This window comes from Pseudomonas sp. BP01 (genome assembly GCF_022760795.1).
In the GTDB taxonomy this organism is placed as follows: domain Bacteria; phylum Pseudomonadota; class Gammaproteobacteria; order Pseudomonadales; family Pseudomonadaceae; genus Aquipseudomonas; species Aquipseudomonas putida_Q.
In genome coordinates this window covers 11,237-32,729 of record NZ_JAFBKA010000021.1, presented here as the reverse complement: position 1 = coordinate 32,729, position 21,493 = coordinate 11,237, and the positions used below count along the sequence as shown (strand labels likewise).

General features: G+C 67.7%; 2 protein-coding genes. Both read right to left on the bottom strand.

Features of this window, described 5'->3' with window-relative positions:
- Window positions 1-12 precede the first annotated feature (12 nt).
- On the bottom strand, window positions 13-14,745 hold the full coding sequence (locus JOY50_RS18910; RefSeq protein ID WP_243055629.1) for a non-ribosomal peptide synthase/polyketide synthase: 14,733 nt from the start codon (window positions 14,743-14,745) through the stop codon (window positions 13-15).
- A 165-nt stretch (window positions 14,746-14,910) separates the two neighbouring features.
- Window positions 14,911-21,321: a non-ribosomal peptide synthetase gene (locus JOY50_RS18905; protein WP_243055628.1), complete on the bottom strand. Its 6,411-nt coding sequence runs from the start codon at window positions 21,319-21,321 to the stop codon at window positions 14,911-14,913.
- Window positions 21,322-21,493 lie beyond the last annotated feature (172 nt).

Below are 21,493 nucleotides of genomic sequence, written 5' to 3'. Positions count from 1 at the left end.
GCCGAAAGGGGTTCAAGACAGGCTGGTGACCGGCGCATCCAGCAGTTGCAGCAAGGCGTCCAGTACCTGGCGATGGTGCGGCACCTCATAGTGACCGCAGTCGAGCCAGACACTCGCCGCCGGCCCCTGGCCCAGCTGCTGATACAGCGCCTGGGCCTCGGCCTCTCGGCCATGGACCCACCAACAGTGAGCACGGGCCTGGACCGGTGCACAGGCCGTCAGGGCCGAGGACAATCCACGCAAGTGCCGGCCGGTGGCCAGGCCCAGGGCCAGGTCCTCGGTACTAAGGCCTGCCGGCAATTGCCGCGGCTGTTCCTGCGCCTCGGCTCGGGCAACCGGCTCGGCCCCCGGAACGAACCCGTCAAGCATCCCCAGAAACGCCACCTGCTGGCCTTGGAGCTCCAGCTCCGCAGCCATCAGCGCCGCCAGGGTCGCACCCAGCGACCAACCGGCCAGCCAGTAAGGCCCCAGGGGCTGACGCTCGCGCACATAGCCGACGTAGTCCTGGGCCATGGCCAGCAACGACTCGTCGCTCCAGCCTGGATCCAGCAGCATCCGCGACTGGATCGCCAGCACTTGGCGCTGTCCATCGAGGCTACGGGCCAATGGCTCGTAGTCGAACACCGTGCCGTAGCCGGCATGCACGCAGAACAGCGGCGGCTGCCCCGGCGCCGGGCCGTTGAGCGCCAGCACCGCGTTGGCACCGGCCGTGGCAGCCGATTCGCCGCTGAGCTCGGCGATGGTCGGCTTCTGAATCAGGTCTCGCAGCTTCAGGGTCAGGCCCAGGGCCTTCAGCGGTCGGCTGCGGGCCACCACTTGCAAGCTGAGGATCGAATCGCCACCCAGCTCGAAGAAGTTGTCGTGCAGGCCGACCCGCTCGACCTTGAGCACCTTGGCCCAGATTTCGGCCAGTGCGATCTGCAACTCGGTCCGGGGTGCCACGTAGCCACCCGTCGCCTGGGCCAATTGCGGGTCGGGCAAGGCCCGGCGATCAAGCTTGCCGTTGGGGTTCAGCGGCATCGCCGCCAGCACGCTGATCTGCCAAGGCACCATGAACTCCGGCAAGGCCTGCTTGAGGGCCTCGCGCAGGCCCGGGCCGATGGACGGGTCGGCCAGCCACTCGGGCGCACCCACCACATAAGCGAGCAGGCGCTTGCCGCCAGGCAGCTCCCGGGCGATCACCGCCGCCTCGCGGACCCCGGGCTGGGCCAGCAGGCGGGCTTCAATCTCGCCCAGCTCGATGCGCAGGCCCCGGATCTTGACCTGGTTATCGACCCGCCCCAAGTAATGGAAGGTGCCGTCGGCGTCCTCGCGCACCAGGTCGCCGGTGCGGTACAGCCGCTCGCCACGGCCGTACGGGTCGGCGACGAACCGTTCGGCGCTCAACCCCGGACGGTGCAGGTAGCCGCGAGCGAGGAACTCGCCGCCCAGGTACAGCTCGCCGGCCACGCCCGGCGGCAGCGGATTGAGGTCGCTGTCCAGCACCAGCGCCCGGCGCGGCCCCACAGGCTCGCCGATCGGTGCATACGCGCTGGTGCAGCGGCGTCGGGCGTCGGCGCGCCAGAGCAGTGGAGTGACCACGGTTTCGGTGGGGCCGTAGCCGTTGATCAGGTACTGGGCCCCCAGTACCTCCCGGGCTTGCTCATAAGTGGCCTGGGGCAAGGCGTCGCCACCAAAGCAGTAGACCCGCATGGACGCTGGCGCACCATCGAGGCGGGCCTGCTCGATCAGTTGCTGCAGGTAGGCCGGCGGGAAAGCCGCCACCGTCACTTGATGCTGATCCAGGGCGCGCAAGGTCTGTTCCGGGGTCCAGAGTTGCTCGTCACGCACCAGCAGGCGGGCCCCGTGAGTCAACGCAGTCAACCAGCGCTCATGGGCGCCGTCGAAGGCGAACGACATGAAATGCAGCTCGCAATCGACCGGACTCATCTCGTAGCGCAGGCCGATGGCGTGGCAATGTCGGGCCAACGGGCCGTGGCTGACCGCCACGCCCTTGGGCAACCCGGTGGAGCCGGAGGTGTAGATCACATAGGCAAGGTTATCGGCATGCAAGTTCACGCTCGGGGCCTGCTCCACCTCGGGCATGGATGCCAGCGTCCCCAGCTCCAGGCAGGCCAGCCCGGGCGGAACCGGCAGGCTGGCACGGGCCGCGCTATCGGTGATCAACAATTGCGCGGCGCAGTCCTCGAGCAGGTAGGCCAGGCGCTCGCGGGGGTAGTTCAGGTCCAGCGGCACATAGGCGCCGCCGGCCTTGAGCACCGCCAGCAGGCTGACCAGCAGACCGGCGCTGCGTGGCAACGCAACTGCCACCCGCCCTTCCGGGCCGACGCCGGCGGCGATCAGTCGGTGGGCCAGGGCGTTGCTGCGCCGGTCCAGCTCGGCATAGCTCAGGGATTGCCCGGCGCAGCTCAGGGCCAAGGCCTGAGGCTGCTGGCGAGCCAAGCCTTCGATACGCTGGTGCACCCACTGCGCCGGGGCCGCTTCGACCGCCAGGGGTTGCGGCGCCGACACCGGCAGGCCAAGCTGGCCCAAGCGCTGGTCGGGGCTGTCGCACAGGCGTTGCAGCAGGCTTTCCATGGCGGCGCGGATGGCCAGCACGGTCTCGTCCTCGAAGCAGCGACGCAAGTACATGTACTCGATCGACAGGCACCCCTGTTCCACGGTGACCATCAAGTCCATGGGGAAGTCGGTCAGGCCGCTGCCCGTACTCGGGCCGAACTCCAGGGAGGCGTCGCTGAACTGGCGCAAAGCCTCATCCACCGGTTGGTTCTCGAACACGATGATGCTGTCGAACAGCGCCCGCCCGGCCTGCCCGGCCCAGCGCTGGATGTCGGCCAGGGCCACGTACTCGTGATCGCGCATGCCCAGGTTGCAGTCCTGCAGCTCGCGCAGCCAAGCACCGACATGGGCCTCGGGGTGTAGCTCGCGCACCACCGGCAGGGTATTGATGAACAGCCCCATGATCCGTTCGGCGCCGGGCAACGTCGGTGAACGCCCGGCCACAGTGGAGCCGAAGGCCACGCTGCGCTGGCCGCTGAAGCGGCTAAGCAGGATCAGCCAGGCGCCTTGCACCAGCGTGTTGAGGGTCACGTGCTGGGATCGCGCGAAGGCGCTCAGGGGCTCGGCGTCCAGGTGGCTATAAAGGGCTTCGTGGCCCTGGCGTCCGGCTTGCACTGGCACGGTGCTGGCCAGCAGGCAGGGCTCCTCCAGGCTCGCCAGCTGCTCACGCCAGAAGCGCTCGCCAGCGCCGGCATCCTGGCGTTGCAGCCATGCGATATAGTCCCGGTACGGGGTGGCTGCGACCAGGTCGCGCCCGGCATACAGGCCCAGCACCTCGCCGATCAGCTGCGAGAGGCTCCAGCCGTCCACCAGGATATGGTGGTAGGTCCAGATCAACTGGTGCTGGTGCTCGCCCGTGCGCACCAGCAGCACCCGCTGCAGGGATGGCTGGTCCAGGGCAATGCCCTGTGCCCGCTCTTGGGCGGCAAGCTCGGCAACGCCCTGCTCCTGGTCTGTCCATTCGCGGCCATCGACTACCCGCAGCGGGGTGCACACGCTGTCGAGCACGAACTGCAGCGGTTCATTCAGCTCCTGCCAGATAAAGCCAGTGCGCAGAATGCTGTGGCGTCGGCACACCTCAGCCAGTGCGGCGCCGAAGCGCTCGCTGTCCAGGCCCTTGACCGAGATGCTGAGCTGGTTGACGTACACGCCGCCGGCCTGTTCGTTCAGGCACTGGAACAGCATGCCCTGCTGCATCGGCGACAGCGGATAAAGGTCAGCCAACTGTGCGTGGGACACCGGCAGCCGTGCCACCTGCTCATCGTTCAGGCGATGTAGCACAGCCGGGACCTCGATTACCGGTTGCTCCCGCGCCTCGCTGGCCTGGGCCGCCAGTTGACGCACGGTGGGGAACTGGAACACCAGCCGGGGGTTGATCTCCAGCCCCGCCTGACGGGCCCGGGCCACCACCTGGATCGACAAGATCGAGTCACCGCCCAGTTCGAAGAAATTGTCCAGCGCGCCGACCTGAGGCACCCGCAACACCTGCGCCCAGATCTCGCCCAACAGGGTTTCCACCGGGCCGCACAGGCCGACGTGCTCGGCGCTGGCCTGGCGCTCAGGCGCCGGCAGGGCCTTGCGGTCGAGCTTGCCACTGGGGCTCAGGGGCATGCGTTCGAGCGCCAGCCAGTACGCCGGCACCATGTACTCGGGCAGTTGCGCCGCCAGGTGCACCTGCAACAGCGCCTTCCAGTCATCCCGCTGTTCGGTCAGCACCAGCCAGGCCACCAGTTGGCTGGCATCAAGCACCTGCACGCAGACATCCTGGACCAACTCATGCTCCAACAGCCGCGCCTGGATTTCCCCCAGTTCGATGCGCAGGCCGCGCAGCTTGACCTGATGGTCGGTGCGCCCCAGGTACTCAATCACCCCATCGTCCCGGTAGCGTGCCAGATCGCCTGTGCGGTACATGCGTTGACCGGGGTTGAACGGGTCCGCCGGGAAACGCTCGGCGGTCAGGCCCGGGCGGCGGTGATAGCCGCGGGCCAGGCCGATGCCACTGAGGTACAGCTCGCCACGGGCGCCCACTGGTAACGGCTGCAGGCTGTCGTCCAGTATGTAGCAGGCCAGGTTGTCGATCGGCTGGCCGATCGGCACGCTGTCGCGGCCCTCTTCCCGGCAGGTCCAGTGGGTAACGTCGATGGCCGCCTCCGTGGGGCCATATAGGTTGTACAGCCCGGTGTCAGGCAGCTTGTCGAAGACCTGGGCCTGGGTATCGGCCAGCAGCGCTTCGCCGCTGCAGAACAGCCGGCGGACCGAGGCGCAACGGTCGACCTGCGGCTCCTGCAGGAACACCTGCAACATCGACGGCACGAAATGCAGGGTGGTGACTTGCTCACGCTCGATCAACTCGATCAGCCGCGCCGGGTCGCGGTGGTCGCCGGGGGCGGCGAGCACCAGGCGGGCGCCGACCATCAGCGGCCAGAAGAACTCCCAGACCGAAACGTCGAAGCTGAACGGCGTTTTCTGCAGTACCACATCACCGCTGTGCAAGGCATACGCCCGCTGCATCCAGCCAATACGGTTGATCAGCGCCCCGTGCCAGTTGCCGGCGCCCTTGGGCCGGCCGGTGGAACCAGAGGTGTAGAGCAGGTACATCAGCCCCTCGCCGTCCAGGCCGGCGATGGCCGGGCGCTGTGGGGTCCGCCCCTGCAGGGCCTCCAGTTGCAAGCACTTGACCCCATCGAAGGCGCCGAGTCGCTGCAGCACCGACGCCTGCCCCAGCAGCACGCGAATGCCGCTGTCCTCGGCCATGTAGGCCAGGCGCTCGGCCGGGTAGTCCGGGTCCAGCGGCACATACGCGGCGCCGGCCTTGAGCACCGCCAGCAGGCTGACCACCAGTTCCAGGCTGCGCTCGGCGCAAACCCCGACCAAGGTCTGTGTCCCGACGCCGGCATCGATCAATTGCCAGGCCAGGTGGTTGGCGCGTTCGTCGAGCTGGCGGTAACTCAGGCGCTGGCCCTCGAAGACAACAGCGATGGCATCCGGCGTGCGCTCGACCTGGGCCTCGATGATGGCGTGCAGGGGTTGTTGCACGGGGTAGTCATGGCCGGTGCGGTTGAAGTCCGCCAGCACGTGCTGGTGCTGGACCGCTGGCAAGACCCCGAGCTGGCCCAATGGCCGCTGCGGCAGCAAGGCGAGGGACTCGGCCAGGTGCACCCACTGCTGCAGCAACCCGGCGATGCTGGCCGGCGTGAAGCGCGCGCGCTCGTAGCTGGCGTGAATCTTCAAAGTCTGGCCCTGATGGACCAGCAGGGTCAGCGGATAGCTGGTGCGCTCCTCGTTGATCAGCCCGTCGAAGGCCAGGCCGTGCGGGGCCTTCTCCTGCAGAGCCTGGGATACCGGGTAGTTCTCGAACACCAGCAAGGTATCGAACAGGGCCATGCCATTGCTGCCGGCCCAGCGCTGTATATCCGCCAGGCGCGTGTGCTCCTGCTCGCGCAGGGCCAGGTTCAGGGCCTGGACCTGGCGCAACCAGTCGCTGCCAGTCTGCCTCGGGTCCGGGCTGCTGATCACCGGCAGGGTGTTGATGAACAGGCCGATCTGCTGTTCGATGCCGTCCAGCTCCGCCGGGCGGCCGGACACGGTGGCGCCGAAGGCCACGCAATCCTGGCCGCTCAAGCGCTGCAACAGCACGGCCCAAGCGCCCTGGAGCAGGCTGTTGAAGGTCACTTTCATGTCCCGGGCAGCCTGGGCCAGCCGGGTGCAACGGGCCTCGTCGAGCAGTTCGAAGGCATCGCCATAACCCTCCGCGGCTTCGAGCAGCGGCGGTTGCAACTGGGCCAGCAGGGTCGGTTCGGCCAGTGGTGCCAGCTGGGCTTTCCAGAAGCCCTCGCTGGCCTGCGGATCCTGACGCTTCAGCCAGTCGATGTAGTCGCGGTAGCGCCCGGCACCGGCCGTAAGGGCCTTGCCGCTGTAGCGCTGCAGCACTTCGCCGAGCAGTTGGGAGTTGCTCCAGCCATCCATCAGGATGTGGTGGACGGTGTAGATCAGGTGGTGCCGGCCCGGTGCCGTGGCGACCAGGGTCAGGCGCAGCAGCGGCGGCCGCTGCAGGTCGAAACCTTGAGCTCGTTGGTCCAGGGCCAGCGCCTCCAGGGCGCCTGGCAGGTCCTCGCGACCCTGCCAGTCAAGCACCTGCAACGGCAGCGGCAGCGGCTTGCAGACCACCTGCAGCGGCTCGGCCAGGTCGTTCTGCCAGATGAACCCGGTACGCAGAATGGCATGGCCGTCCAGGGCCGCCTGCCAACTGTCGACGAAACGCTGCAGATCCAGGCCGCTGACATCCATGCGCAGCTGGTTAACGTACTGGGCGCGCTGCTGCTCGTACAGCGTGTGGAACAGCATGCCATGCTGCATCGGCGCCAGCTCGTAGATATCCTCGATGTCCCGGGCCGCGACCGGGAGTTGATCCAGTTGTGCCTGTGTCAGTTGCAGAGCGGGGAAGTCGGAGGGCGTCAACCCTTGGTGTTCGACCTGGCAGCAATGCTGGACGATCTGTTGCAACTGGTCGATGAAGGCGTCGGCCAGGCGGCCGATGGCCTCGGGCTCGAACTGATGCCGGCTGAAGCTCCAGCCGAAGCTGAGCACGCCCTTGAACACCTGGCCGTTGAGGGTCAGCCAGTTGCTCAGGCCGGCTTGCTGGCTCTGATCGGCGCCACGGGCATGGGCACTGGCGCTGAACAGGTTGTCGCTGGCGTCCAGGCTGCTGTCGAACTGGCCCAGGTAGTTGAAGGTGACGCGCGGCAGTGGCCCGGCCAGGCGCTCGCGGGCCTCGTCGCTGCCCAGGTAGCGCAGGGCACCGAAGCCCAGGCCATTGTCCGGCAGACTGCGCAGTTGTTCCTTGACTTGCTTGATCGACTCGGCCAGGTCTGGGCCGGCGCTCAGGCGCAGCGGATAGACGCTGGTGAACCAGCCGACCGTGCGGGTCAGGTCGAGGTTGCCACCAAGGTCTTCGCGGCCATGCCCTTCAAGCAGCACCGGCAACGCCGGCAACCCAAGTTCCTGAGCGAACGCCCGGACAAGGGCGGTCAGCAGCAAGTCATTGATGCGCGTGCGATAGGCCGCAGGCGCCTGTTGCAGCAGGCGCCGGGTGGTCTCGGCGTCCAGGGCAACCCCGAGCTTGCAGGCGTCCTGGTTAAGCCCGCTGGCGCCAGTGCGAGCCATCGGCAAGGCCGCGTCGACGTCCTGCAGTTGCGCGTGCCAGAATTCCAGCTGGCTGCTTGCGCGGCCACGGGCATAGTCCTGCAGATGCAGGGCCCAGGCCTGCACCGAGCTGGTTCGCGCCGGCAACGCCGGGGCCTGGCCCTGGCACAGGCGGGTGTAGGTGTTCTGCAGGTCTTCGAGCAGGATACGCCAGGAGACCCCGTCCACCACCAGATGATGGATAACCAGCAACAGGCGCTGGCCGCCATCGGCGCCCTGCCCCAGCAAGGCCCGCAGCAATGGGCCCCGTTCGATGTCGAGGCTGCGCTGGGCCTGCTCGCACAGTTCGAGCCACTGGGCCTCGTCGGCGAAGTCCCGGCACCAGAGCAATGGATTGTCCTCGGCAGTGGCACCCAGGCAGGCGTGCCAGCCGTCAACACCCTCGAGGAAGCGGCAGCGCAGGGCATCGTGATGAGCCAGCAGGGCTGCCAGGGCCTGGCGCAAGGGTTCGGACTCGACCCGCTGGGCCGGCTCCAGGACGATGGACTGGTTCCAGTGCTGGCGCTGGCTCATCGGCCGGGCGAAGAACAGTTGCTGGATCGGCAGCAGTTCCACGGCCCCCTGGGGTACTTCGGTGCCGACAGCAAGGTTCTGCTCGCTGAGCTGCGCAACCCGTGCCAGGGCTCGCACCGTCTGGTGCTGGAACAGGTCACGGGCACTGAAGTGCAGGCCGGCCTGACGGGCGCGGCTGACTACCTGGATGGTAACGATCGAGTCGCCGCCGAGTTCGAAGAAGTTGTCCTGCACGCCGACCCGGGGCAACCCCAGCACCGCCGCCCAAATCTGCGCCAACATTTGTTCGTGGGCGTTGGCCGGGGCTTCGTGGGCCTGCTGGCCAACGCTGGCATCGGCTTTGGGCAACGCTTTGCGGTCGAGCTTACCGTTGGCGGTCAGGGGCCAGGAACCCAGGAATACGACGAAGGCCGGGACCATGTAGTCCGGCAGTTCGGCGCCCAAGGCGGCGCGCAGGGCCTCGCGCAACTCGCTCTGGCGCGCCTCGCTGTCGAGCACCCCTGCATCGGCGGCGATCACGTGGGCCACCAGTTGCTTGCCGCTGGCGCCCTCCTGAACAGAAGCTACCGCGTCGGCAACCCCTTCCAAGCGGTTCAACCGGGCTTCCACTTCGCCCAGCTCGATGCGGAAACCACGGACCTTGACCTGATTGTCGGCACGCCCCAGGTACTCAAGGTTGCCATCATGCTCGCGCACCAGGTCGCCACTGCGGTACATCCGCGCCCCCGGCTCGCCGTAAGGGTCCGGCACAAAGCGCTCCGCAGTCAGGCCCGGGCGGTCGAGATAGCCACGGGCCAGGCCATGGCCGCCCAGATACAGCTCGCCGGCACAGTTGAGCGGCTTGGGCGCCAGGTAGTCGTCCAGCAGCATGGCGCTGCGCTCGCCGACACACTCACCAATCGGCGCGTAGGTAGCATCGCAGCGGTCATCGGCACCGGTCTTCCAGATCAACGGGGTGACCACTGCCTCGGTGGGACCATAGCCGTTGATCATGATCTGCGGCGCCAGCACCCGCTGGACCTTGTCGAAACCCGCCTTGGGCATCGCGTCGCCACCGTAGCAGCAGACCCGCAGGGCCGGCCTGTTGCCGGCGCGCTCGACCTGCTCGGCCAGCGCCATCAGGTACACCGGCGGCAGCGCGACAACGCTGACGGCGTGGCGCTGCATCTCTTCGCACAGCCGCTCCGGGCTCCACACCTCGTCGTCGCGCAGCAGCAGGCTGGCGCCGTGGATCAGCGCGGTGAGCCAGCGCTCGTGGGCGCCATCGAAGGCAAACGAGAGGAAATGCAGTTCGCAGTCGGTTGCGCGCATCTCGTAGACCTGACCGGTGGCCAGGCAGTGCATGGCCGCCGGCCCATGGTTGACTGCCACGCCCTTGGGCTGGCCGGTGGAACCGGAGGTGTAGATCACATAGGCGAGGTTGTGCATCGACAGCTCCACCACCGGCGCATCGCTGCGCAGAGCCCCCCCATGAGGCTGGTCCAGGCACAGGACCGGCAGCGCGCCGCTATCGAGCAGCCCGGTCTGGCTCAACACCAGGCTGGCGCGGCTGTCTGCAAGCATGTAGGCCAGGCGCTGGGGCGGGTAGTTCAGGTCCAGCGGCACATAGGCGCCACCGGCCTTGAGCACTGCCAGGTAGGCGACCAGGCTCAGCGAATGACGCGGCAAGGCCACCGCCACTCGAGTCTCTGGGCCAACACCGGCCTCGATCAGGCGCCAGGCCAGCTGGTTGGCCTCTACCTCCAGTTCGGCGAACGTCAGCCGCCGGTCACACGCGATCAGTGCGGTGGCATCGGGTTGCAGCTCGGCCTGACGGGCAACCAGTTCATGCACCAGGGCCGGCACCGTCAAGCGGCTGGCCAGCGCCCCAGCGGCGCGGGTCGGCTCCAGTTCCAGGGTGCAGAGCCGGGCATCCGGTTGCGCCAGCAGCGCGTCGAGCAGTGCCAGCCAATGCCCGGCCAGGCGCTCTATGGTGGCCGCCTCGAACAGGCTGGTCGCATAGGTGAAGGACGCACGCAGGCCAGCGGCATCCTCGACGGTGTTCAGGGTCAGGTCGAAGTGGGTATTGCCGTTGTCCCAGTCCAGGCTGCGCAATTGCAGGCCGGCCGCGCGCAGGTGCTCGGAGGCCTGTTCGGCAACGCCGGACTGGTGATTGAACATCACCTGGAACAGCGGGTTCAGGCTCAGGCTGCGTTCCGGGCGCACAGCATCGACCAGCTGTTCGAACGGCAGGTCCTGACAGCTCTGGGCCTGCACCACCGAATCGCGGACCTGGGCCAGCAGCCCCTGGACGCTGTCGAGGCCATTGAGGTCGGTGCGGATCACCTGGGTGTTGACGAAAAAACCCACCAGGTTTTCGGTTTCCAGGCGGTTGCGGTTGGCGGTGGGAATCCCGACGCGAATGTCCCCTGCCCCGCTGTAGCGGTGCAGCAGCAGGTTGAACGAGGCCAGCAGCAGCATGAACATCGTCACCTTTTCCTGGCGGGCCAAGGCCTGCAGGGCCGCCAGGCGCTCCGGGCCGAGCGCCAGCTTGAAGGTGGCCCCCGCCGCATCGCGCACGGCTGGGCGCGGGTGATCCAGGGGCAGCTCCAGGGCGGGTTGTTCACCGCCCAGGCGCTTGCGCCAGTAGACCAGCTGCCGGCGGTATTCCTCGGTCTGCTCCGGTTCGCGCTGCCACAGTGCGTAGTCGGCGTACTGGATCGGCATCGCCGGCAGCGCCACGGGCTGGCCGTTGCGCTGGGCGCTGTAGGCCTGCAACAGCTCACCGACCAGCAGCGGAATCGACCAGCCATCGGCGACGATGTGGTGCAGGGTCAGGGTCAGCACATGCCGCTCGGCGCCACAGTGCAACACCCGTACCCGCAGTAGCGGGCCGCGTTCCAGGTCGAAGGGCCGGTGCAGTTCATGCTCCACACGCTGACGGATCCGCGCCTCGCTGGCGCCCGTGCAATCCTCGACCTCCAGGGCCACTGGCGCGGGCTCCTCAATCACCTGCAGCAACGCCTCGTCAGCCTGCTCGAAGCGGGTGCGCAGCACCTCATGGCGCTCGGCGAGGCTGTCGAAGGCCCGCTGCAGGGCCATCAGGTCCAGTTCGCCTGACACCTGGAACGCCATCGGCAGGTTATACGCCGAACTATCGCGGTCCATCTGCCAGATGAACCACTGGCGCTGCTGCGCATAGGACAACGGCACCCGCCGCTGCCCGGCAGGGCGCGGCGCGATGCGCCCGGCGGTGACCACCTGTTGGCCAGCGGCGGCCACGAAGGCGGCCAGGTCCGGCGTGTCGAACAGGCTGTGTAACCCCAGGTCCAGGCCTAGTTGCTGGCGCAGCCGGGCGATCACCGAGATCGCCAGCAGCGAATGCCCGCCCAGTTCGAAGAAGTTGTCGTCGAGCCCGACCCGCTCGACCTTGAGCACCTCGGCCCAGACCTGCGCCACTTGCTGCTCAAGCGGGCCCTGGGGTGCCCGGTAGGCCTTGTGGGTGCCTTGCAGGTCAGGCGCCGGCAGGGCCTGGCGGTCGAGCTTGCCGTTGCTGGTCAGCGGCAGTTGTGCCAGCCACACTAGCGCCGCCGGCTGCATGTAGTCCGGCAGTTGCCCCGCCAGGCCTTGGCGCAACTGCTCACTCAGGGCCTGAGCACGGAAAGGATCATCGAGCAGGCTGTTGTCCACCGGCACCCCATAGGCCACCAGTCGCGGCCCCGACGGGCTCGGCCAGGCCACGACACAGAGGTCACGAACCTGACCGCTCTGGTGCAGACGCGCCGCCACTTCTTCTGGTTCCACCCGGAAGCCGCGGATCTTGATCTGCTGGTCGGCGCGGCCAAGGTAGCGCAAGCTGCCATCGGCCTGGCACAGCGCCAGGTCACCGCTGCGGTACATGCGTGCACCCGCCTCGGTGGCGAACGGGTCCGGCACGAAGCGCTCGGCCGTCAGCCCCGGTTGGTTCAGGTAACCCCTTGCCAGGCCGCTCCCCCCGATATACAGCTCGCCCTGGGCGCCGGCGGGCATCGCCAGCAGCCAGGGCGAAGCCACCTGCACGTGGCTGCCGGCCAAGGCACGGCCCAGCAACACCGGCTGGCCTGCCGCCAGTTCGGCGGTGAGCACCCCTACCGTTGTTTCGGTGGGGCCGTAGTGGTTGATCACCGTCAACCGTGGCGCAACCCTGGCCAGCGTGCCTAGCAAGGCCTCAGAGGCGCTCTCGCCACCCAGTATCACGCAACGCCGTGGCAGCACCGGCTGCTGGCACTGGGCATTGACCAGGCTTTCCAGGTGCGACGGGACGATCTTCAGCCCGTCGATTTGCTCGCGTTCCAGATACTCGGCGAAACGCAGGGCGTCCACCGCCGTTTCGGCGGCCACCAGGTGCAGGGCCTTGCCTGCGCACAGGGCACCGAAGAACACGGTATGGCCAAGGTCTGCCGCCGGGGTCGAGACCATGGCCAGGCTGGACATGCCGGCCAGCGGCAAGCGCGCCGAAACACCCTGGACATAGTTGCCCAGCGCGCCATGGGACACCCCCACGCCCTTTGGCAGGCCAGTGGTCCCGGAGGTGTAGATCACATAGGCCAGTTGCTCGGCCGCTACCACCACGTGGGGGCGTTTTGCGCTCGGCCGCTCGACCTCGCGCAACTCCAGCCGCCCTACCCCTTCAGGCAACGGGCCGTCGAAACCGGGCTCGACCAGGGCCCGGCGCACGCCCGCATCGTTCAAGCGAAACGCCAGGCGCTCGGGGTTTTCCTGCGGGTCCAGCGGCACATAGGCACCCCCGGCCTTGAGCACTGCCAACACCCCCACCGCGAAGGCTACCGAACGGCTCGCGATTACCGCTACCCGCTCCTCGGCCTGCAGCCCCTCGACCAGCAGGCGTTGAGCCCAGTGGTTCGCCTGTTGCTCCAGCTGGCCGTAGCTCAGCCGCCGGCCCTGGGCCACCAGTGCCAAGGCCTCGGGGTCACGGTCGACCTGCGCTTCGATCAGTCGATGCACCTGCGGCGCGGCCTGCCGGGCTTCCAGCCGTTGTGGCGGCTGCGCAGGCTGCAGTGGCAGCTCGCAGAGGGCGGCCTTAGGGTTGGCCCAAAGCCCATGCAGCAGGCCCGCCCAATCGCTGGCCAGGCGCTCGATGGTGGCTCGCTGGAACAGGTCGGTGGCGTAGAGCAAGGAGGCGCTCAGGCCCTGGGCCTGCTCCTGGGTTTCCAGGGTCAGGTCGAACTTGACCGTTTCGCTGGTGAGTTCCAGGGGCGTCAGGCTCAAGCCGGGCAGCGCCAGCGACGGGCCTTGGCGGCCCTGATGGTTGTAGCTGACCTGGAACAGCGGGCTGTGGCCGGCGCTGCGCTGGGGCTGCAGGGCTTCGACCAGCTGCTCGAACGGCAGGTCTTGATGGCTCTGGGCCTCGGCCACGCTGGCACGCACCTGCTCGAGCAGGTCCAGGAAACTCATCTGTGGTGTGAGTTGCGCCTGCAGCACCTGAGTGTTGACGAAGAAGCCGATCAGGCCTTGGGTTTCCTGGCGGTGACGGTTGGCGATCGGTACACCGACCCGTACCTGGTCCTGGCCGCTGTAGCGCTGCAACAGAGCCTGGAACGACGCCAGCAGGACCATGAACACGCTCGCCCCTTGCTCACGGGCGAGCTGCTGCAAGCCCTGGCCCAACGCTGACGGCAACCGCACCTTGACCCGTTCGCCGCGGTGACTGGCGCGCAGTGGGCGCGGGTGGTCCAGGGGCAGTTGCAGCGGGCCTGGGTCCATACCCAACCGCTCGCGCCAATACTTCAACTGGCGCTCACGCTCGCCGGCCTCCATCCAGCAGCGCTGCCAGATCGCGTAGTCGCCGTACTGGATCGGCAGGGCCGCCAGCGCCGGAACCTGGCCTGCAAGGTGAGCAGCGTAGAGGCTCAGCCACTCCTGGACCATCACCTGCATGGAAGCGGCATCGGAAATGATATGGTGCTGTACCAGCACCAGCACATGCTCACGGGCACTGCGGCGCAGCAGCAGGCCGCGCAACAGCTGGCCCTGGTCCAGCTCGAAGGGCTGGCGTGCCCACTGGCCGACAAAGGCATCCAGCTCGGTATCCGAACCGTTCCAAGGCTGCTGTTCGATGCTGATCTTCGCCTTTGCGTCGACCTGCGCGAACACCTGGCCGTTGTCCTCGACGAAGCGGGTACGCAGGCCCTCGTGGCGCGCCACCAAGGCATCCAGGCTGGCCTGCAGCGCTGCGCCGTCCAGCTCGCCATCGAGGCTCAGGGCAGTACGGATGTGATAGGCCGGGCTAAGCGGGTCCAGGCGCCAGAGGAACCACAGGCGTTCCTGGGCATAGGACAGGGGCACGGCCTCGAACGCGTGGCGCACCACGGGAATGGGAAACTGCGACAGGTTCATGCCCTTGGCCTGGAGCCTTTCGAAGAACACTCGGCGCTGCTGCATGGGCAGCCGAATGAACCGCTGTACTAGTTCCACATTCTGGTCAGAAAGCATGGAAAAACGCCCCTCCTCAAATCCGTATTGGCGCCGACGCGGCGGGCCTTGCTGGCTGGCGCACGTCAGAATGTACTTGGGAGAACGAGCAAGGCCGCCGGGGATTTAGCCAATCCGCCGGCGGCCTTCGAGGGGGTGGGAATTGCGCCCGGAACCCGCCCGGAATCAGCTGGTTTCCAGGTCGCTGAGCAGGTCCTCCAGCTCGTCCAGATCGGCTCGGCTGCCGGGCAGGCAGGCAGCCACCACTTCGGCATAGGCGGCCAGATCCCTGGCCTGGAACAACGCCGAAAGCGGCAGGTCCATCCCCAGTTGTGCCTGTACCTGGGCACTGACCCGGGTGGCCAGCAAGGAGTGCCCGCCGAGCTCGAAGAAGTTGTCGTCCAGGCCCACCCGCTCCAGGCCCAGCACCTGAGACCAGACAGCCGCCAGCTGGCACTCCAGCTCGCTGGCGGGCGCCCGGTAGCGGCGCGCCCCGGCGTCCAGTTCCGGCGCGGGCAAGGCCTTGCGGTCGAGCTTGCCATTGGGGGTCTGCGGCAGCCTGTCGAGCAGCACCCACTGGCTTGGGAGCATGTACTCGGGCAAGGTCTGCTGCAGGTGCTGGCGTATCTGCTGGAACAACGCCAGACGCTGTTCGCCGGCGGCCTGCAACCAGGCCGGGTCGCGAGGCACCAGGTAGGCCACCAGTTGCTTGCCGGTGGGCGTGTCGACGGCCAGCAGGGTCGACTCGGCCAACACTGGCAGGGCCGCCAGGCGGCTCTCGATCTCGCCCAGTTCTATGCGGAAGCCGCGAATCTTAACCTGGTGGTCCAGGCGCCCGAGGTACTCCAGCACGCCTTCGGCATTGCGCCGGACCTGATCGCCGGTGCGGTACACGCGCTGCCCGGGTTGAGCCGAGAACGGATCGGGTACGAACTTCTCGGCGGTCAGCGCCGCACGCCCCAGATAGCCCCTGGACAACCCGGCACCGCCCAGGTACAGCTCGCCTGGCCAGCCGGCCTGCACCACCTGGCCGCCCTGGTCGAGGATGTAGCCGACGGTATTGTCGATCGGCGTCCCGATATTGGCTTGGCCCCCAGCCTGGCGCAGGGTGCAGGTGGAATAGGTGGTGTCCTCCGATGGCCCGTACAGGTCGAACACCCGCTCCACCCCGGGCAGCCGGTAGAGGTCCTCCACAAGGCCCTGGGCCAGGGGTTCCCCCGCCAGGTTGATTACCCGCACCGAGGCGGGAATCTGCCCGGCCTCGGATAGGGCGCGAATCGCCGAGGGTACGGTGTTGACCAGCCGCACCCGCTCACGTGCCGGCAGTTGCGGCAGGTGCAGGGCGTTGTCGGCCAGCACCAAGGAGCCGCCCAGGGCCAAGGTCACGAATAGCTCCCAGGCCGACAGGTCGAAACAGATCGAGGTGCTGGCCAGTACCCCTTGCAGGTCCTCATAGACGCTGGCACTCCAGCCGATCAGGGCACAAAGGTTGCGGTGCTCGATCATCACGCCCTTGGGCCGGCCCGTGGAGCCTGAGGTGTAGATTACATAGGCCAGGCTCTCGGGGCCGGCAGCCGCCGGCAGGTTGTCGACATCCAGGTGGCTGACCTCCAGGCGTTCAAGCGCCAGCACCTCCAGGCCCGCTTGCAGCGCCAGGCTATCGACCACGTGCTGACTGGTCAGCAGCAGCCCCGCCTGACTGTCTTCGAGCATGTAGGCCAGGCGCTCCTGGGGATAGGCCAGGTCCAGCGGAATATAGGCCGCGCCCAGCTTGAAGATCGCCAGCAGCGCGGCGACCAGGTCCGGGGTGCGCGGTAACGCCACCGCGACCTTGCTGCCGGCCCCCACGCCCCGGGCCTGCAGGCCCCGGGCCAGCTGGTTGGCCCGGGCATTGAGCTGGGCGTAGCTGCAGTGGCGGTCCTGGTACCACAGGGCCAGGGCCTCGGGGTTGGCCGCTGCCCGCTCTTCGATGAGCCCGTGAATGGTCGCCTGCTGACGCCAGCCGGCGGGCTGGGCGCGGTAGACGCTGGCCTCCAGGCCTGGCTCGCCCAACAGCAGCCACTCACCGATGGCCTGCCCTGGGCTGGCGAGCGCCGCGCGCAAGGCATTGAGCCAGTGCTCGGCCAGTTGCTCGATGCGAGCGCGGTCGAACAGGTCGAGGGCGAAGTTGAACGACGCCAGCACCCCATCGCTGCGCTCCAGGGTATCCAGCGTCAGGTCGAACTGGGCGGTGCGCTCCGGCAGCGGCACTTCTTCAATACGCAGGCCCGTGGCGCTGCCACCGTCGACCCGGGCGCCAACATCGCGCAGATGGTTGTACATCACCTGGAACAACGGGTTGTGGTCCAGGCCACGCTCCGGCTGCAACTGCTCGACCACCTGATCGAAGGGCACGTCCTTGTTGGCCTGTGCTTGCAGGGCCTGTTCCTTGACCCGCGCCAGCAAGTCGTCGAACGAGCGCGCGTTGTCCAGCTCGATACGGTGCACCACGGAATTGACGAAGAAGCCGATCAGGCCTTCGAGCTCCAGGCGGTTGCGGTTGGTCATCGGTACGCCGATGTTGAGGCGCTCACGCCCGGCGTGGCGGCCGAGGACCACGGCGAAGGCGCCGAGGAACACATGGAAAAGGGTGGCGTTGGCCTGCACTGCGAGCTGGCGCAAGCCCTGCACCAGCTCGGCGGGCACCCGCACCTCGACGCGCTCGCCCCGATGGCTCTGGCGCGGCGGCCGCGGCCGGTCGGCAGGCAGGTCGAGCAACGCCAGGTCATCCTGCAGCAGCGCTTTCCAGTAATCCAACTGCTCGCGCAAAGCCGGGCTGGCCAATTGCTCACGCTGCCAGGCAGCGTAGTCGGCGTAGTGCACCGCCAACGGCACCGGCTGCAGCGGCTGGCCGCTGACAACCGCGTTGTAACGCGCCAGGCACTCGCGCACCATCACCCCCATGGACCAGCCATCGGAGACGATATGGTGCAATACCAGCACCATCAGGGCCTGGTCGGCCCCCTGACGCAGCAACGTGGCGCGGATCAGTGGGCCCCGGGCCAGGTCGAACGGTTCACGGACCAGCGCTTCGATCTGCTCGTGCAGGGCGCTCTCGTCGCGGGCCGCGGCCTGCTGCGCCAGCACCAGGTTCACACGGGGCAGTACCCGTTGCATGGGTACGCCGGCCTGCTCCTCGAACAGCGTGCGCAGGGTTTCGTGGCGGTCCACCAGGGCCTGCAAGGATTGCTCCAGGGCAGGCACATCGAGCACCCCGCTCAAGCGCACCAACAAAGGCGTGTGGTAGGCACTGCTCTCGGGTTGCAGCTTCCAGAACAGCCATTGCCGATGCTGGGCGTGGGACAGCGGCAACGCCTGCTCGCGACTCAGCCGCGGGATATCGGAAGCCGCCCGGCCCTGCCCGGACAGGCCTTGCACTACCGCGCAGAAGCCTTTCAGGTCGGGGCTGTCGAACAGGCTGCGCAGGGGGATTTCCAGCCCCAGCGCCCGCCGGGCCCGGGAAATGACCTGGGTGGCCAGCAACGAATGCCCGCCCAGCTCGAAGAAGCCATCGTCCAGGCCCACCTCAGGGCGTTCCAGCACTTCGGCCCAGATGTGCGCCAGGCATTGCTGCAAGGGCGTTTCAGCAGGCCGATGACGAGCCGCGCCGGCATCCTGTTCGGGCAGGGGCAAGGCTTTGCCGTTGACCTTGCCATTGGCGGTCAACGGCAGGCAGGCCAGTTCAATCACCTGTTCCGGGACCATGGCCTGAGGCAGGCAGGCGGCCAGGGCCTGGCGCACCCGCGCGGCAAAATCAGGCACTGCCAACGCAGGCACGGCCCAGGCCAGCAGGCGGCCTTCATGAACGCGGACACAGCCGCTGGCAACCTCCGCAAGGGCCAGCAGGCGACTGTTGACCTCGCCCAGTTCAACCCGGTACCCACGAATCTTCACCTGGCCATCGCCGCGCCCATCGAACCTCAATCCAGCAGCCCGACGGATGCGGTCGCCGCTGCGATAGAGGCGCTCGCCCTGGCCCTGGGGATCGGGTACGAAGCGTTCGGCGGTCAGCCCCGGCTGGCCCAGATACCCTCGAGCCAGGCAAGCGCCGCCGATGTAGAGTTCGCCATGGCCCTGCTCCGGCACCTGAGCCAGGCCGGCATCGAGCACCCGGGCGCAAGTGCCAGGCAGCGCCTTACCCAGCTCGACCACCGCATCGGCCGCGCTCAGGTTGGCGGTCAGCACCCCGACAGTGGTTTCGGTGGGGCCGTAGTGGTTGACCAATTCAAGGTTCGGCGCCAAGGCCCGGACACTGGCCAGCAGGCCCTGCCCTGGCGCCTCGCCGCCGAGCACCAGGCAGCGGCGTGGCAGCACTTTTGCGCTGCCCTCGGCCCGTAGCAAGGCCTGCAGGTGGGACGGCACAATCTTCAGCAGGTCGACGGCCTGCTCGCTCAGGTAGGCAGCCATGGCGTCGGCATCGGTGGCCTGCTCCTTGCCCAGCAGGTGCAGGGTCTTGCCCTGGCACAGGGCGCTGAAGAATACCGTATGGCCAAGGTCCGCCGCCGGGGTGGAGACCATCGCCAGTTGCTCGACTTCAGCCAGCGGCAGTCGGCCGGCGATGCCCTCCAGGTAATTCACCAATGCGCCATGGGAAACCCCCACTCCCTTGGGCTGCCCGGTGCTGCCTGAGGTGTAGATGACATAGGCCAGTTGCGCCGGCCAACGGGCCGGCAGCGGCTGTAAGCGGGCGGTGGTTTCGCCAAGCGGCTGGTCCAGGGCCACCCGGGTGCAGCCCAGGTCGACATCGGCGTTGGCGATCAGCACCTTGACCCCGGCGCCACGCAGCAGCTCAAGCTGACGCTGACGGGGCAGCTCCGGGTCCAGGGGCAGGTACGCCGCGCCGGCCTTGAGCACGGCCAGGATCGCTGCAACCATCTGCACCGAGCGGTCGGCCAGCACCGCCACCAGGGTTTCCGGGCCAACGCCCAGGCCTTGCAGTTCGATGGCCAGGCGCTCGGCGCGCTTGGCCAGGGCCGAATAGCTCAGGGATTGCCCGGCGCTCACCACAGCCAGCCGCTGTGGCTGCCGGCGGGCCGCCTGATCGATGAGCTGGTCAACCATCACCTCGGCAAGGGTGCTCGATACCGCTGGCGTCTCGGCCGTCGCCAATGCCCAGTCACCCACCGGGCCAGGTGTGGCGGCGACCAGTTGCTCCAGCAATTGCCGCCAGTGGCCGGCCATCTGCTCAATGGTGGCAGGTTCGAACAGCTCGGCGGCATAGGTGAAGCGGGCCTGCAACTGGTCGCCGCGCTCATGGCTCTCCAGCATCAGTTCGCAGTGACAGGTACGCCGCTGCGCCGGCAGCGCTTCGAGCACCAGCCCGGTAGCAGTCTGCAGCCGGGTGACGTCGAGCACCTGGGCCTGGTGGTTGAACAGGGCCTGGAAGGGCTCGCCATGGCGCTCATTGCCCATGGCCCGCACCAGGGTCTCGAATGGCAGGTCCTGATGGGCCTGGGCCCCCAGAGCGGTGGCCTTGATCCGCGCCAGCAAGGCCCGACGGTCCAGCTCCGGGTCCAGCTCGGTCTGCAGCAGCTGGGTGTTGATGAAACAGCCGATCAGGCCTTCGACCTCGGCGCGGTTGCGGTTGGCCACCGGCACCGCGACACGGATCGAACGCTGGCCGCCATAACGCTGCAGTAGCAGTTTGTAGGCGGCTAGCAAGAGCATGAACAAGGTCACCTGCTCCTGTCCGGCAAGGGCCTTCAAGCGTGCCGTCAGCGTCGGATCAAGGTCGATTTCCAGGCGCGCCGCTTGCAGCTCTTCGCCAGCAGAGCGGGCTCGGCGCAGGGGCAGTCGCAGGGCGCCATCGGTGTCACCCAAGTGTGCCAGCCAGTAATCCAGGTCGGCCTGGCGACCACCGGCTTCCAGCCACTGGCGCTGCCACAGGGCAAAGTCCCGGTACTGGATAGGCAAGACCGCAGGCTCGGACCGGGCCACGCCACAGGCTCGCTCGTACGCACCGATCAGCTCACTGATCAAAAGGTTCATCGACCAGCCGTCGGCAACGATATGGTGCAGCGTCAGCAGCAACACCTGCTCGTCGCTGCCCAGACGTACCAGCGCAGCCCGCAGCAGCGGTGGCTGCGCCAGGTCGAAGGGGCTGTCGCCCTGCGCCTGGCTCAGGGCCGCCAGACGCGACTCACGCTCGGCGGGCTCGAGGGCGGACAGGTCGAATGCCTGCATGCTCAGTTGGGCTTTCGGCAGAACCTGTTGGTACACCCCCTGTTCATCCTCGAAGAAACCCGTGCGCAGGCTTTCATGACGCTGCAGCAGCTCATCGAAGGCCCGCTGCAACGCAGCCCGGTCGAGGGGGCCGAGCAGGCGCACGGCCATGGGAATATGGTAGGCGCTGCCGGTCGGCGCCAGTTGCCAGGCGAACCACATGCGCTGCTGGGCGTAGGAAAGCTCGGCACGCCCAGGCTCGCTGGCCCCCGAAGGGATCGGAAACACCGCGAAGTCGATGGCCTCCCGGCGCAGACCGTCAAGGAACATCCTGCGCTTTTCAAGGGGCAACCTGACAAAGCGGCTGGCGAGTTTCATGGCGTGTTCTGGGTTCATCGGCGATTTTCCGTCACGTGGGCGTGGAGCTGGGCTCGGTGGTCTCCAATGAACGGATCGTGGTCGGCGAAAATTAGCGGCCGCCACCAACGATGCCCCCAGGCCGCCCGATTAAATCGGCGGGCGGGCGACTCGTCTGTACGTCATACCCATCCTCCAGAAGGCGGCCCTC